The sequence below is a fragment of the Streptomyces rubradiris genome (genome assembly GCF_016860525.1).
GTDB lineage: Bacteria > Actinomycetota > Actinomycetes > Streptomycetales > Streptomycetaceae > Streptomyces > Streptomyces rubradiris.
In genome coordinates this window covers 849,573-864,202 of record NZ_BNEA01000015.1, presented here as the reverse complement: position 1 = coordinate 864,202, position 14,630 = coordinate 849,573, and the positions used below count along the sequence as shown (strand labels likewise).

At 74.6% G+C, this 14,630-nt stretch carries 12 protein-coding genes; 10 read left to right on the top strand and 2 right to left on the bottom strand.

From position 1 onward, the window contains the following. Positions 1-3: 3 nt before the first annotated feature. Positions 4-942: a lysylphosphatidylglycerol synthase transmembrane domain-containing protein gene (locus Srubr_RS17085; protein WP_189989404.1), complete on the bottom strand. Its 939-nt coding sequence runs from the start codon at positions 940-942 to the stop codon at positions 4-6. A gap of 96 nt (positions 943-1,038) precedes the next feature. Here Srubr_RS17085 and Srubr_RS17080 point away from each other — a divergent pair, with 96 nt between their 5' ends. From Srubr_RS17080 to Srubr_RS17035, 10 genes are all read left to right on the top strand, one after another. Next, a complete protein-coding gene (locus Srubr_RS17080) occupies positions 1,039-2,931 on the top strand; it encodes an ABC transporter ATP-binding protein (RefSeq protein WP_189989821.1) in 1,893 nt (630 codons plus the stop codon). A 281-nt stretch (positions 2,932-3,212) separates the two neighbouring features. Beyond that, complete coding sequence (locus tag Srubr_RS17075; protein WP_189989402.1) at positions 3,213-3,743, top strand: 2Fe-2S iron-sulfur cluster-binding protein; 531 nt, start codon at positions 3,213-3,215, stop codon at positions 3,741-3,743. Further along, entirely contained in the window at positions 3,740-4,735 is a 996-nt protein-coding gene (locus Srubr_RS17070; RefSeq protein WP_189989400.1) for an FAD binding domain-containing protein, read from the top strand. Before Srubr_RS17075 ends, Srubr_RS17070 begins: the two co-directional genes overlap by 4 nt. A 20-nt stretch (positions 4,736-4,755) precedes the next feature. Further along, positions 4,756-6,873 (top strand): xanthine dehydrogenase family protein molybdopterin-binding subunit, encoded by a 2,118-nt coding sequence (locus Srubr_RS17065; RefSeq protein ID WP_189989399.1) that lies wholly within the window; start codon positions 4,756-4,758, stop codon positions 6,871-6,873. Next, positions 6,870-9,242, top strand: a complete 2,373-nt coding sequence (locus tag Srubr_RS17060; RefSeq protein WP_189989397.1) for a glycoside hydrolase family 65 protein — start codon at positions 6,870-6,872, stop codon at positions 9,240-9,242. Before Srubr_RS17065 ends, Srubr_RS17060 begins: the two co-directional genes overlap by 4 nt. Before the next feature lie 116 nt (positions 9,243-9,358). Then, positions 9,359-10,330, top strand: a complete 972-nt coding sequence (locus tag Srubr_RS17055; RefSeq protein WP_189989395.1) for a GNAT family N-acetyltransferase — start codon at positions 9,359-9,361, stop codon at positions 10,328-10,330. Then, positions 10,327-11,637: an ABC transporter substrate-binding protein gene (locus Srubr_RS17050; protein WP_189989393.1), complete on the top strand. Its 1,311-nt coding sequence runs from the start codon at positions 10,327-10,329 to the stop codon at positions 11,635-11,637. Before Srubr_RS17055 ends, Srubr_RS17050 begins: the two co-directional genes overlap by 4 nt. Beyond that, positions 11,631-12,590 (top strand): carbohydrate ABC transporter permease, encoded by a 960-nt coding sequence (locus Srubr_RS17045; RefSeq protein ID WP_189989391.1) that lies wholly within the window; start codon positions 11,631-11,633, stop codon positions 12,588-12,590. The genes Srubr_RS17050 and Srubr_RS17045 overlap by 7 nt, the downstream gene beginning before the upstream one ends. Continuing rightward, a complete protein-coding gene (locus tag Srubr_RS17040; RefSeq protein WP_229926393.1) occupies positions 12,587-13,453 on the top strand; it encodes a carbohydrate ABC transporter permease in 867 nt (288 codons plus the stop codon). The genes Srubr_RS17045 and Srubr_RS17040 overlap by 4 nt, the downstream gene beginning before the upstream one ends. Positions 13,454-13,569: 116 nt before the next feature. Further along, positions 13,570-14,379, top strand: coding sequence for a LytR/AlgR family response regulator transcription factor (locus tag Srubr_RS17035; protein WP_189989389.1), 810 nt, complete (start codon positions 13,570-13,572; stop codon positions 14,377-14,379). 18 nt (positions 14,380-14,397) lie between these two features. Here the strand turns inward: Srubr_RS17035 and Srubr_RS17030 are convergent, their stop codons facing one another. Beyond that, a complete protein-coding gene (locus tag Srubr_RS17030) occupies positions 14,398-14,625 on the bottom strand; it encodes a hypothetical protein (protein ID WP_189989387.1) in 228 nt (75 codons plus the stop codon). Positions 14,626-14,630 lie beyond the last annotated feature (5 nt).

Here is a 14,630-nt window from a genome sequence, read left to right as displayed (position 1 = left end):
GCCTCAGATGACCTTCAGCCGCACCAGCGCCCCCAGCGTCACCGCCCCCGGCAGCAGCGGCAGCCACACGGTGATGATCCGGTAGGCCAGGACCACCGCCGTGGCCACCGCCGCCGGACCGCCCACCGCGACCAGCGCCACGATCAGCGCCGCCTCCACGGAACCGAGCCCGCCGGGCGTGGGCACCAGGGCCACCGCGACCGTCGCCGCGAGATAGGCGAGCGCCATGTGGGCGGGCGGCACCGACAGCCCCAGCGCCCGGCCGACCGCGGCCAGCCCGGCCGCCTGGAGCGCGGGGAAGGCCAGCGAGCCGCCCCACAGCGCCAGCGCCCGGGCGGGCCGGGCGTGCACCGACCGCGCCGCGCCCAGGGCCTCCCGGACGAAGGACCGCACCCGCGCGCGCAGCGGCCGTACCAGGGCCAGGCCGGCGGCCGCCAGGAGCAGCAGGCCCGCCGCGCCCAGCAGCGGCAGCGCCGCGTCGTCCGGCAGCAGCACCCCGGGCCGCAGCGCGTCCGGGAAGGCGATCAGCAGCGCCGCCAGCAGACCGAGCCGGCCCACGGACTCGGCCAGCAGATACAGGGCGAGCGCGGCCGAGGAACGGGCGAGCGGCACCCCGCACCCGGTCATGAAGCGCAGGTTCACGACGCTCGCGCCGAGCCCCGTGGGCAGCAGGTGGTTGGCGGAGGCCGCCGCGAACTGGGCGGCGAGCAGCCGGGCCTTCGGCAGCGGCTGCACCACCGCGCCCTGCCGGGTGACGGCCGCGGCCACCCAGGTCAGACAGGTGGCGCCGGCCGCGACGAGCAGCCACGGCCAGGACGCGGTGCGCAACTGGCCGAAGCCCTCGGCGAGCAGGGCGCGGTGCCGTACGGCGGCCACGGCGACCAGCGCGAGCGGCACCAGGCACAGCACCCGGCGGACGGGGACGCGGCGGGAGATCGTCACGGCACGCCAGGATGGCCGCGCCGGCCGAACCCCGGGTGAAAACCCGCCGACCTTGACCTCAACGAAGCTTGAGGTCCTACCGTCGTCGGCATGAGCATGGAGACCACCGCCTGGACGCAGCTGCACAGCGTGATGAACGCGCAGTCCCAGCGTCGCCCGTTCGCCCGCGCCACGCTGCGCCGGATCGCCGCCTTCGCCCGCCCGCACCGCGCCGGCATCGCCCGGTTCGTCCTGATCGGGGTGGTGACCGCGCTGCTCGCCGTCGCCACCCCCGTGCTCGCCGGACGCGTCGTCGACGCGATCGTGGCGGGGCACGACTCCGCCCGAGTGATCCGGCTCGCCCTGCTCATCGCGCTCGTCGCGGTCGCCGAGGCGGGGCTCGGCATCCTCGGCCGGCGTCTGTCGGCGACGCTCGGGGAGGGACTCATCCTCGACCTCAGAACGGCTGTGTTCGATCATGTGCAGCGCATGCCCGTCGCGTTCTTCACGCGTACCCGTACGGGAGCGCTGGTCAGCCGGCTCAACAACGACGTGATCGGCGCCCAGCGGGCCTTCGCCAACACCCTGTCCGGCGTCGTCAGCAACTTCGTCACGCTGCTGCTCACGCTCGCCGTCATGCTCACCCTGTCCTGGCAGATCACCCTGCTCGCGCTGGTGCTGCTGCCGGTGTTCGTGCTGCCCGCCCGCCGCATGGGCAGCCGCATGGCCCGGATGCAGCGGGAGGCTGCGGCCCTGAACGCGGCCATGGGCACCCGGATGACCGAGCGGTTCTCCGCCCCCGGCGCCACCCTGGTCAAGCTGTTCGGCCGCCCGGAGGAGGAATCCGCGGAGTTCGCCGCCCGCGCCGCCCGGGTCCGGGACATCGGCGTACGCACCGCGACCGCCCAGTCCGTCTTCATCACCTCCCTCACCCTGGTCTCCGCCCTCGCCCTGGCCCTCGTCTACGGCCTCGGCGGCTGGTTCGCCCTGCACGGCACCCTGGAGCCCGGCGCGGTCGTCTCCCTCGCCCTGCTGCTGACCCGGCTGTACGCCCCGCTGACCGTGCTCGCCGGGGCCCGGGTGGAGGTGATGAGCGCGCTCGTCAGCTTCGAGCGGGTCTTCGAGGTGCTGGACCTGAAGCCCCTCATCGAGGAGAAGCCGGACGCCCGCGAGGTCCCCGACGGCCCGGTAGCCGTCGAGTTCGACGACGTCCGCTTCGCCTACCCGGCCGCCGACCAGGTCTCCCTGGCCTCCCTGGAGGAGGTCGCCGCGCTCGACACCCGCGGCGGCACCGAGGTGCTGCACGGCATCTCCTTCCGCGCCGAACCCGGTCAGACCGTCGCCCTCGTCGGCTCCTCCGGCGCCGGCAAGTCCACCATCGCCCAGCTGCTGCCGCGCCTGTACGACGTCGACGCGGGCGCGGTCCGCATCGGCGGGGTCGACGTCCGCGACCTCACCTCGGCCTCCCTGCGCGCCACCCTCGGCATGGTCACCCAGGACGGGCACCTCTTCCACGACACCGTCCGCGCCAACCTGCTGCTCGCCCGCCCCGGCGCCACCGACGAGGAGCTGTGGGACGCCCTCGGCCGGGCCCGGCTCACCGACGTCGTACGCTCCCTGCCCGACGGCCTGGACACGGTCGTCGGCGAGCGCGGCTACCGGCTCTCCGGCGGCGAACGCCAGCGCATGACCATCGCCCGGCTGCTGCTGGCCCGCCAGCGCGTGGTCATCCTGGACGAGGCCACCGCCCACCTGGACAACACCTCCGAGGCGGCCGTCCAGGAGGCGCTCGCCGAGGCGCTTCAGGATCGCACCGCCGTCGTCATCGCCCACCGCCTGTCCACCGTCCGCGCCGCCGACCAGATCCTGGTCGTGGAGTCCGGCCGCATCGTGGAACGCGGCAACCACGACGAGCTGCTGGCGGCGGGAGGACGCTACGCCGAGCTGCACCGGACCCAGTTCGCGACCCGCGGCGAACCGGCCGCGGTGATGGCACCGCCGGCCGGCTGAGCGGCACCGGGCCCCGCGCCGGACGGGCGGCGCGACGCGAGCGGCGGGGCGACCGGATACGTGGCGGCACGTGTGAGGCGGGGGCGACCGGATACGTGGCGGGACGTGTGAGGCGGGAGCGACCGGATACGTGGCGGCACGTGTGAGGCGGGGGCGACCGGATACGTGGCGGGACGTGTGAGGCGGGAGCGACCGGATACGTGGCGGCACGTGTGAGGCGGGGGCGACTGGATACGCGGTGGGAACGGCAGCATCGTCCGTCCGGAAGGTCATCCCCGCCCATGACCAGCGCACCCCACCACTCCGAGGTCACCCTGCGGGTCAACGGCAAACCCCACACCCTGCGCGTCGACCACCGGCGCGTCCTGCTGGACCTGCTGCGTGAGGACCTGGACCTCACCGGCTCCAAGAAGGGCTGCGACCACGGCCAGTGCGGCGCCTGCACCGTGCTGGCCGACGGCCGCCGCGTCAACAGCTGTCTGCTGCTCGCGGTCACCTGCGACGGCAGCGACATCACCACCGTCGAGGGCCTCGGCTGCGACGGCGAGGAACCGCACCCCCTCCAGCGGGCCTTCCTGGACCGCGACGCCTTCCAGTGCGGCTACTGCACCCCCGGCCAGCTCTGCTCCGCCGTGGGCCTCCTCGCCGAGGCCGCCGCCGGCCACCCCTCCCACGTCACCGACCCCGCCGCCCCCTCGGGCCGGCCCGTCCCGCTGGACCGGACCGAGATCCGCGAGCGGATGAGCGGCAACCTCTGCCGCTGCGGCGCCTACCCCCGCATCGTCGAGGCGATCGAGGACGTGATCGAGTGAACGGCTTCGCATACCTGCGCCCCGGCACCCTCCAGGAGGCCGCCGAGGCCCACGCCGCCCACCCCGGCGCCCGCTACCTGGCCGGCGGCACCAACCTGGTCGACCTGGTCAAACTCGGCGTGGAACAACCCACCGTCCTCATCGACGTGGGCCGGCTGCCGCTGGACACCATCGAGGAACTGCCCGACGGCTCGCTGCGCGCCGGCGCCACCGTCCGCAACAGCGACCTCGCCGCCGACCCGCGCGTGCGCGACCGCTGGCCCGCCCTGTCCCAGGCCCTCCTCGCGGGCGCCTCCGCCCAACTGCGCAACGCCGCCACCACCGGCGGCAACCTCCTCCAGCGCACCCGCTGCCCCTACTTCCAGGACCTCGGCAAGCCCTGCAACAAGCGGGAACCGGGCAGCGGCTGCGGCGCCCGCGACGGCGTCCACCGCGACCACGCCGTCCTCGGCCACTCCGCGCGGTGCATCGCCACCCACCCCTCCGACATGGCCGTCGCCCTCGCCGCCCTGGACGCCCAGGTGGAGCTGTACGGCCCCGAGGGCACCCGGCGGCTGCCGGTGGCCGACTTCCACCGGCTGCCCGGCGAACACCCCGAACGGGACACCTGGATCCGCCCCGGCGAACTGATCACCGCCGTGCTGCTCCCGGCCGCCACCGCCGGCGTGCCCTCCGCCTACCGCAAGGCCCGCGACCGGGCGTCGTACGCCTTCGCCCTCGCCTCCGTCGCCGTCGCGCTGCGCGTCGCGGACGGGATCGTCGACCAGGTGGGCATCGCCTTCGGCGGGCTCGCCCACCGCCCCTGGCGGGCCCGGCACACCGAACTCGCCCTGCTCGGCGCCCCCGCCACACCGGACGCCTTCGAAGGAGCCGTCGCCCTCGAACTCGCGCACGCCGAGCCCCTGCGGGACAACGCCTACAAGGTGCCCCTCGCCCGCAACCTCGCCCTGGACGTCCTGAACCGTCTCGCCCCGGCCACCGCGACGGCCTGAGCCGCCCCAGGAGGACCCCCATGACCGGTACGACCGGCACGACCGGCACCGCCCTGGGTGCCCCCGCCGAACGCCGCGAAGGACGCCAGAAGGTAACCGGCGCCGCCCGCTACGCCGCCGAGTACACCCTGCCCGGCCGCGCCCACGCCTGGCCCGTGCCCGCCGCGATCGCCCACGGCCGGGTCACCTCCGTCGACACCTCCGAGGCCCTCGCCCTGCCCGGCGTCCTGGCCGTCCTCACCCCCGGCGACGCCCCCCGGCTCGCCGAACCCGAGGACCACACGCTCGCCGTGCTGCAGAACCCGCGGGTGCCGCACCGCGGCTGGTGCGTGGCCCTGGCGGTCGCCGAGACCCTGGAGACGGCACGCGACGCCGCCCGCGCGGTCCGCGTCCACTACGCCCCCGAACCCCACGACGTCACCCTCGTCCCCGGCCACCCGGACGCCTACGAACCCGAGGAGGTCGGCGGCGGCTACCCCGGCCGGCTCGAACAGGGCGACCCCGAGGCCGCCTACGCCGCCGCCGAGGTCCGCCTCGACGTCACCTACCGGGTGCCGCCACTGCACAACCACCCCATGGAACCGCACGCCAGCACCGCCCACTGGCACGGGGACCGGCTCACCGTGTACACCTCCAGCCAGGGCGGCAGCACCGTGCGGTCCGTGCTCGCCGGGCTGTTCGAGCTGCCCGAGGACCACGTCACCGCCGTCACCGAACACGTCGGCGGCGGCTTCGGCTCCAAGGGCACCCCACGCCCCGACGTCGTCCTCGCCGCCCTGGCCGCCCGCCACACCGGCCGCCCCGTCACCGTCGCCTACCCCCGCCGCCACCTGCCCACCACCGTCGGCCACCGCGCCCCCACCGTGCAGCGGCTGCGGCTCGGCGCGCACCCCGACGGCCGGCTCACCGCCCTGCTGCACGAGGTCACCACCCACACCTCACGCGTGCGCGAGTTCGTGGAACAGGCCGCGGTGCCCTCACGCGTCATGTACGCCACCCCGGCCCTGCTCAGCACCCACCGGGTGACCGCGCTCGACATCCCCAGCCCGTCCTGGATGCGCGCCCCCGGCGAGGCACCCGGCATGTACGCCCTGGAGTCGGCCGTGGACGAACTCGCCGACGCCCTCGGCATCGACCCCGTGGAACTGCGGATACGCAACGAACCCGACCGGGAGCCGGGCAGCGGCAAACCCTTCAGCAGCCGGAGCCTCGTCGCGTGCCTGCGCGAGGGCGCCCGCCGCTTCGACTGGGCCGGGCGCGACCCACGCCCCCGGACGCGCCGCGAAGGCCCGTGGCTGACCGGCACCGGAGTGGCCGCGGCCACCTACCCGGCCGCCGCCCAGCCGTCCGCCGCGGCGGCCCGCGCCCTGCCCGACGGCACCTTCACCATCCGGATCAACGCCACCGACATCGGCACCGGAGCCCGTACCGTCCTCGCCCAGATCGCCGCCGACGCCCTCGGCGCACCCCTGGACCGGGTCCGCGTCGAGATCGGCCACAGCGACCTGCCGCCCGCCTTTCTGGCCGGCGGCTCCATGGGCACCGCCTCCTGGGGCTGGCCCGTCCACGACGCCTGCGCCGAACTGGCCTCCCGGCTGGCCGCGCACCCCGGACCGCTGCCCCCCGAGGGCATCGAGACCCGCGCGGACACCACCGGGAAGGCCGGCGCCGACAGCCCCTACGCCAAGCACGCGTTCGGCGCCCACTTCGCCGAGGTCGCCGTCGACACCGTCACCGGCGAGCTCCGGGTCCGCCGGCTGCTCGGCGTCTACGCCGCCGGCCGCATCCTCAACGCCCGCACCGCCCGCTCCCAGTTCACCGGCGGCATGGTCATGGGCCTCGGCATGGCCCTGACCGAACACAGCACCCTGGACCCGGCGTTCGGCGACTTCCCCGAGGCCGACCTCGCCTCCTACCACGTGCCCGTGCACGCCGACGTGCCCGCCATCGAGGCCCACTGGATCGAGGAGGACGACCCCCACCTCAACCCCATGGGCAGCAAGGGCATCGGCGAGATCGGCATCGTCGGCAGCGCCGCCGCCCTCGGCAACGCCGTCCACCACGCCACCGGCATCCGCTTCCGCGAACTCCCCCTCACCCCCGACCGGATTCTCGCCGGCCTGCTGTCCGAGGGATGACGGTGACCGGGCCCACCTGGGAGTACGACGGCTACCGGCCCGGCGAGGAACGCCTGCGGGAATCCCTGTGCACCCTCGGCAACGGCTACTTCGCCACCCGCGGCGCGCTGCCCGAGTGCACCGCCGACGACATCCACTACCCCGGCACCTACGCGGCCGGCTGCTACAACCGGCTCACCTCCGAGGTCGCCGGACGCCGGGTCGAGAACGAGGACATGGTCAACCTCCCCAACTGGCTGCCGCTGCGCTTCCGCCCGGCCGGCGGCGACTGGCTCACCCCGGACACCACCCCCGTCACCGAGCACCACCAGGTCCTCCACCTCGACCCCGGGACACTGGAGCGCCGCACCCGCTACCCGCTCGGCGCCGGCGCGAGCCTGCTCGTCCGGCAGGTCCGCCTGGTCCACCTGGCCGACCCCCATCTCGCGGCGCTGCGCACCGAGTTCACCGCCGAGGGTCAACCCCTGGACCTGGACGTGGAGGCCGCGCTCGACGGGCGCGTCACCAACTCCGGCGTCGCCCGCTACCGGGAACTGGACGGCCGGCACCTCACCCGGGTCGAAGCCGGCGCCGCCGCCCCCGGCACGGTCTGGCTGCGCTGCCACACCCGCACCTCCGACATCGGCTTCGGCCTGGCCGCCCGGCTCACCGCCGAGGCACCGGTCCACCACGCCACCGAGGACCGCCGCGCCGTGCACCGGCTGCGACTGCGCCTGCCGCCCGGCCGGACCGCCACCGTGGACAAGACCGTCGCCCTGCACACCTCCCACGACCCGGCCATCAGCGACCCGCTGTGCGCGGCCCTCGACCGGACCGCAGGCGCGCCCCCGTTCGAAACCCTGCTGGAGGCCCACCGCACCGCCTGGCAGCAACTGTGGCGGCGCACCGCGCTCGACGTGCCCGGCGAGGCGGGCAGCATCCTGCGCCTGCACCTGTTCCACGTGCTGCAGACCCTTTCCCCGCACACCGCCGACCTGGACGTGGGCGTGCCCGCCCGGGGGCTGCACGGCGAGGCCTACCGGGGCCACGTCTTCTGGGACGAACTCTTCGTCCTGCCCTACCTGAACCTGCACCTGCCCGAGGTCTCCCGGGCCCTGCTGCGCTACCGCCACCGCCGGCTGGACGCCGCCTGCCACGCCGCCGCCGCGCTCGGCCGGCGCGGCGCGCTCTACCCCTGGCAGAGCGGCAGCGACGGCCGCGAGGAGACCCAGCAACTCCACCTCAACCCGCGCTCCGGCCGCTGGCTGCCGGACCACTCCCGGCTCCAGCACCACGTCGGCTCCGCCGTGGCCTACAACATCTGGCACTACTGCGAAGCGACCGGCGACACCGGCTTCCGGCACGGCGAGGGCGCCGAGATGCTCCTCCAGATCGCCCGCTTCTGGGCGGACTCGGCCGTCTGGGACGACCACCTCGGCCGCTACCGCATCCGCGGCGTGGTCGGCCCCGACGAGTACCACGACTCCTACCCCGGCGCCGCCCGCCCCGGCCTGGACGACAACGCCTACACCAACGTCACCGCCGCCTGGGTGCTCGGCCGCGCCCTGGAACTCCTGGCCGGCCTGCCCGAACCGCGCCGCCGCGAACTGACCGAGTACTCCGGCCTCACCGAGGACGAGCCCGCCCGCTGGGAGCAGGTCTCCCGCTGCCTCCACATCCCCTTCCACGACGGCGTGATCAGCCAGTTCGACGGCTACGCCGACCTGGCCGAACTGGACTGGGACGGCTACCGCAAGCGGTACGACGACATCCGGCGGCTGGACCGGATACTGGAGGCCGAGGGCGACACCGTCAACCGCTACAAGGCGTCCAAGCAGGCCGACGTCCTGATGCTCGGCTACCTCTTCTCGCCCGGCGAACTGCGCGGCCTGTTCCAGCGCCTGGGGCACCGGCTGGACGAGCACACCTGGACCGCGACCGTGGACCACTACCTGCACCGCACCAGCCACGGCTCCACCCTCAGCGGCCTGGTCCACGGCTGGATCCTGGCCCGCGCGCGCCGTGCCGACGCCTGGCGGTTCGTGCAGGAGGCGCTGCGCGGCGACATCGCCGACCTCCAGGGCGGCACCACCGGCGAGGGCGTCCACCTCGGCGCGATGGCCGGCACCCTCGACCTCGTCCAGCGCGGACTGACCGGCCTGGAGACCCGCGGCGGCCTGTGCCTGGACCCCGTCCCGCTGCCCGAGCTGTCCTCCTACGGCTTCTCCCTGCGCTACCACGGCCACTGGGGCGTACGGCTGCGGCTGCGCAGCGGCCTGCTGGAGATCGCCGTACCGGCCTCCGACCGCTCACCCATCGACATCCGGCTGCACGACCGGGTGGTGCCGGTCGGCCCCGGGGAGACGGCCCGGCTGGTGCTGCCGGACTGAGCCGTTCCGGGCGCGTCCGGCTCGACATTCCCGGACGGACCAGTAGATTTCCAGCCACCGTTTCGACAGGCCGCCCGGCAGCCGGCGGCACAGGACGAGCCAGACGGGGGCACAGGATGAGCCAGTACGACGGGGCCGTGCTCCGCGGTTTCCGCACGGGTGACGGACCGGGTGTGGTGGAGGCGTGGCGCCGCAGCGCGCCGGCCGACCCCCTCACCCCCGGCCGGTTCCGCTCCCTGGTCCTGCTGGACGCCAACTTCGACCCGGAAGGGCTCCGGGTCGCCGTGACCGGCGGCCGGATCGCCGGCGCCGCCTACGCGGTGCGCCGGCTGGTCCCGCAGGCCGGCACCGACCTGGAGCCGGAACAGGGCTGGATCCCGTTCTTCTTCGTCGACCCCGCCGCCCGCGGACGCGGCCTCGGCCGGCGGCTGCTGACCGACGCCCTCGACTGGCTGCACGGCCACGGCCGCACCCGGGTCGACTTCGCGTCGTACACCCCGAACTACCTCCTGCCCGGCCTGGACACCGGCACCTACCCGGAAGCGGCCGGGCTCCTCGCCTCGCTGGGCTTCCGCACGCTGTACGAGGCGGCGGCGATGGACCGCGGCCTGGTCGGCTACCGCCTCCCGGACGAGGTCGCCCGCCGCCGGGACGGCCTGACGGCCCGCGGCTACCGGTTCGCCACCCCGGCCGACGACGACCTGGTGGACCTGATCGCGCTCGCCGGTACCCACTTCCACGCCGACTGGGCCCGCGCGATCCGCGACTGCTGCGCCGCGGGCACCCCACTGGACCGGATCGTCGTCGCCCGGGACCCCTCGGGCCGGATGGCCGGCTGGGCGATGCACGGGGCGTACGAGGCAGCCGCCGAGCGGTTCGGCCCCTTCGGGGTGCGCGAGGACCTGCGCGGCAGCGGAGTCGGCAAGGTCCTCCTCCACCTGGTCCTGGAGCGGATGCGGGCGCACGGCGCGCACGGCGCCTGGTTCCTGTGGACCGGCGAGGACTCCCCGGCGGGCCACCTGTACCGCGCGGCCGGTTTCACCACCACCCGGGTGTTCCGCGTACTGCGCCGCGAGGCCGCCCGGTGACGCGGAGCCGCCGGCACTTCGTGCTCGCCCTCCCCTCGGCGCTGCTCGCCGCCGGCTGCGCCGCCCCGCACCGGGGCACCGGGCGGCCCGGCGACCCCATCGTCCTCACCCTGCTGTCCCACTACGCGAGCGGCACGCTCCGCCAGGCCCTCCAGGGCCCGGTCGACGAGTGGAACGCCACCCACGACCGGGTCAAGATCCGCACCAAGGCCGTCGAGTTCACCGACCTGCTGACCACGTTCATGGTCCGGCAGGCAGCGGGCCAGGGCGCCGACATCCTCCACCCGTACTGCCTGTGGAACGGCCAGCTGGTGCGCGCCGGAGTGCTGCGGCCCGCGCCGCCCGAGCACGCCGAGCGGATCCGGCGCGACTACGGCGCGGCCGCCGTCGGCGCCGTGACGGTGGACGGCACGGTCTACGGCTATCCCACCGAGGCCCAGACGTACGCCCTCTACTACAACCGGCGGCTGCTGCGCGAGGCCGGCGCCGACGGCCCGCCGCGCACCTGGCCGGAGCTGGAGGAGGCCGCCTACCGCACCACCCGCCGCGACCGGTACGGCAACCCCCTCGTCCAGGGGTTCGGGCTGTCCGCGAACGACGACGCCACCACCGTCGGCCAGACCCTCGCCCTGCTGCACGCCGCCGGCGGACGCTTCGTCACCCCCGACGGCAGGTCCACCGCCATCGACTCGCCGGCCGGCCGCGCCGCGCTCGCCCTGGAACACCGGCTCGTCACCCGCGGGGCGAGCGCCCCCGCCGTCAACGTCTACCAGGCCTTCCCGTCCGGGCGGGTGGCCATGGTGATCGGTGCCGGCTGGTGGACCGGCAGCCTTCGGCCCCTGATGGGCGGCGACTACCGGGACGTCGGCGTCGCCCCCGTGCCCGTCCCCGCGCCGGGCGCCCGGCCCGCCACTCTGGCCACCGGCTTCATGCTCGGCGTCAACACGGCCAGCCGGCACCCGCGCGAGGCCTGGGAGTTCCTGCGCTGGCTCAACGCCGACCGGGTGACCACGCGGAAAGGCGCCGCGGCCACCCGGATGAGCGCCCTCCAGGTGTCCGCCGGCACCCTCACCGCCCGCGCCGACGACATGCGCGCGCTCCTCGGCACGGGCGGCGACCCGAACCTGCGCCCGTTCCTGGACGCGCTGGACTACGCCGTGCCGGAGCCGAACGGGCCGGGCGCGCCCCGGGCCAAGACGCTGCTGCGCAAGAACATCGAGGCGCTGTGGACCGGTCGGCGGTCGGTCGAGGAGACGCTGCGCACCACCCGCCGCCAGGTCGACCAGGAGGTGTCCCGGTCATGGTGAACGTCCTGACCCCGCAGACGCCCGAGCGGGCACCGGGCCCGCCGCCCGGCGCGCCCGCCGGTCACGGCCGCCGCCGGGGCCGGCACCGCGAGACGGTCGCCGCCTACCTCTTCCTGGCCCCGGCGCTGCTGTTCTTCGCGGTCTTCCTGCTCCTGCCGCTCGGCTTCGCGCTGCTGCTGTCGCTCTCCCACTGGACCGGCTTCGACCTCGGCGCGATCGAGCCGGTGGGCCCGGACAACTTCGCCGCCCTCTTCGCCGGCGGGTCGACGTTCCTGGTGCCGGTCCTCACCAACACGCTGCTGTTCGCGCTGGGCACCGTGGCGCTGGCCCTGACCGGCTCGGTCACCGTCGCCACGTGCGTCGACCGGCTGCGGTTCCAGGGGCTGTGGCGCACCCTGTACTTCCTGCCGATCGTCACGACCGTCGTCGCCGTCGGCAACGTCTGGAAATACATCTACGAGCCGGGCGGCCTGGCCAACGGCGTCCTCAACGCCCTCGGGCTCGGCTCGGTGGCGTTCCTCCAGGACCCGGACACCGCGCTGCCCTCGGTCGTGGTCGTGCAGGCCTGGGCCTCGCTCGGCTCGGCCATCCTCGTGCTGACCGCCGGGCTGAAGTCCATCCCCGCCTCCTACCACGAGGCCGCCGCGCTCGACGGCGCCGGGCCCGGCACCGTCTTCTGGCGGATCACCCTGCCGCTGCTGCGGCCGTCCCTGCTGTTCGTGTGCGTCACCCAGTTCCTCACCGGCCTGCAGTCCTTCGCACTGATCACCGTGATGACCAGGGGCGGCCCGGGCGACGCCACCGACGTGGCCGCGCTGGAGATGTACCGGCGGGCCTTCGAGTACGGCGACTGGGGCACGGCGAGCGCCGCCGCGTTCGTGCTGTTCGCCGTGGTCCTCGTGGTCACCCTGGCCCAGTTGTGGGTCTTCCGCCGGGCGGGGGAGGACGCGTGAGGCGCCGCTTCCCGTGGCTGTCGTACCTGGTCGTGGTGGCCGGCGCCCTGTTCACGGTGGTGCCGTTCCTGGACATGGTGATGACGTCCTTCAAGGGGCCGGGCGAGGCGGGCACGCTGCCGTACCGGTTTCTGCCGAAGGCGTTCGCGCTGTCCAACTACCGCGCGGCGATGGACCAGTTGAACCTGCCGGTGCTCTTCCGCAACAGCGTCGTCGTCACCACCGTGATCACCCTGTCGGTGCTGCTCACCTCGTCGCTCGCGGGCTACGCGCTGGCCAGGCTCCGCTTCCCCGGGCGGGACCTCGTCTTCCGGCTGGTGCTGGCCACCATGATGGTCCCGCCGTTCCTCTTCCTCATCCCGCGCTTCCTGATCCTGGTGCACTGGCCGCTGGCGGGCGGCAACGACCTGCTCGGGCGCGGCGGCGCGGGCCTGACCGTCAGCATCGCGGCCCTCGCCGTGCCGTTCCTGGTCAACGGCTTCGGGATCTTCCTGACCCGCCAGTTCATGCTGTCCCTGCCCGACGAGGTCCTGGAGGCCGCCCGCATCGACGGGGCCGGCGAGTTCACGGTGTGGTGGCGGATCGTGGTGCCGCAGACCAAGCCGGTCCTGGTCACCCTCGGGCTGCTGACCTTCGTCGACGCCTGGAACGAGTACATCTGGGCGCTGCTCGTCTCGACCGCCAACCCGGACCTGATGACCCTGCCGGTCGGCGTCCAGCTGCTGCGTGACCACGTCGACCCGGCCCGTACGATGCCCGTCGTCATGGCCGGACTCGTGCTGAGCGTCCTGCCGGTGCTGGTGCTGTTCCTGCTGCTGCAGAAGCACTACATCCGCGGCGTCATGCTCAGCGGCCTCAAATAACGATTCGCGTCCCCCGGGCATCACGGCCCGGACACACCGCGGTCCGCGATCTCGACGCCGGTGAGCGGCTGGACCACCATGGGGGAGCGGTCGAGGACGAGAGGAGCGGTGCGCACATGGGGGTGAGCGACGCGCCCTTGCGCGTCCTGGCCGTGGACGACGAACGACCCGCGCTCGACGAACTGCTGTACCTGCTGGGCGAGGACCCCCGGGTCGGCACGGCCGTGCCCGCGCGGGACGCCACCCAGGCGCTGCGCCGGCTGGACGACGCCCGCACCCGGGACCCGGCCGGCCCGGAGGGCTTCGACGTCGTCTTCCTCGACATCGGCATGCCCGGCCTGAGCGGGCTCGAACTGGCCCGTACCCTCGGCGGGTTCACCGCACCGCCGCTGATCGTCTTCGTCACCGCCTACGAGGACTTCGCCGTGCGCGCCTTCGACCTGAAGGCGGTGGACTACCTGCTCAAACCGCTGCGCAAGGAGCGCTTCGCCGAGGCCGTGCGGCGCGTCGCCGAACTGGTCCGGGCCGGTCAGGGCCCCCGCCCGGCCGGACCCCCGGCGCCCGCTCCCACCGCACCCGGCACCGGCGGCCACGTGCCCGTGGAACTCGGCGGGGTGACCCGGTTCGTGCCCCTCGCCGACATCACCCATGTCGAGGCGCAGGGCGACTACGCGCGGCTGCACACCGGCGAGGGCAGCCATCTGGTGCGGATACCGCTGTCCACCCTGGAGGAGCAGTGGCGCCCGCACGGCTTCGTACGGATCCACCGCAGCCGGCTGGTCGCCCTCGGCAGGATCGAGGAACTCCGGGTGGAGGGCGGCAACCTGACGGTCCGGATCGGTGACCGCACGCTCGCCGTCAGCCGCCGCAACGCCCGCGACCTGCGCGACCTGCTGACCGGCCGCGCGGCCGGCCGGGCCCGCTGAGGCCGACCCGGACCCGGCTCACCCGGCTCCGCGGCGGTCCCCACGGGGGGCCGAGGTGCGGCCGATGCCCGAGGGGACGCTCTTCAGCAGGTCACCGTCACGGAGCACGGTGATGCATCCGCAGGCCGACAGGCAGTACTCGATGTAGCCGGCGGACGTCCGGTGCCGTGACAGCAGGACCCACTCCGCGCCCTCCGTGGCCGGCGACAGGCAGACGGGACAGCGATCGATGCCGGAGTCATCCATATCGC

Excerpts from the sequence above, each read along its gene's own strand:
- Srubr_RS17080 (WP_189989821.1), top strand. The coding sequence starts at position 1,039 with ATGGAGACCACCGCCTGGACGCAGCTGCACAGCGTGATGAACGCGCAG.
- Srubr_RS17075 (WP_189989402.1), top strand. The coding sequence starts at position 3,213 with ATGACCAGCGCACCCCACCACTCCGAGGTCACCCTGCGGGTCAACGGC.
- Srubr_RS17065 (WP_189989399.1), top strand. The coding sequence starts at position 4,756 with ATGACCGGTACGACCGGCACGACCGGCACCGCCCTGGGTGCCCCCGCC.
- Srubr_RS17060 (WP_189989397.1), top strand. The coding sequence starts at position 6,870 with ATGACGGTGACCGGGCCCACCTGGGAGTACGACGGCTACCGGCCCGGC.
- Srubr_RS17055 (WP_189989395.1), top strand. The coding sequence starts at position 9,359 with ATGAGCCAGTACGACGGGGCCGTGCTCCGCGGTTTCCGCACGGGTGAC.
- Srubr_RS17045 (WP_189989391.1), top strand. The coding sequence starts at position 11,631 with ATGGTGAACGTCCTGACCCCGCAGACGCCCGAGCGGGCACCGGGCCCG.
- Srubr_RS17035 (WP_189989389.1), top strand. The coding sequence starts at position 13,570 with ATGGGGGTGAGCGACGCGCCCTTGCGCGTCCTGGCCGTGGACGACGAA.
- Srubr_RS17030 (WP_189989387.1), bottom strand. The coding sequence starts at position 14,625 with ATGGATGACTCCGGCATCGATCGCTGTCCCGTCTGCCTGTCGCCGGCC.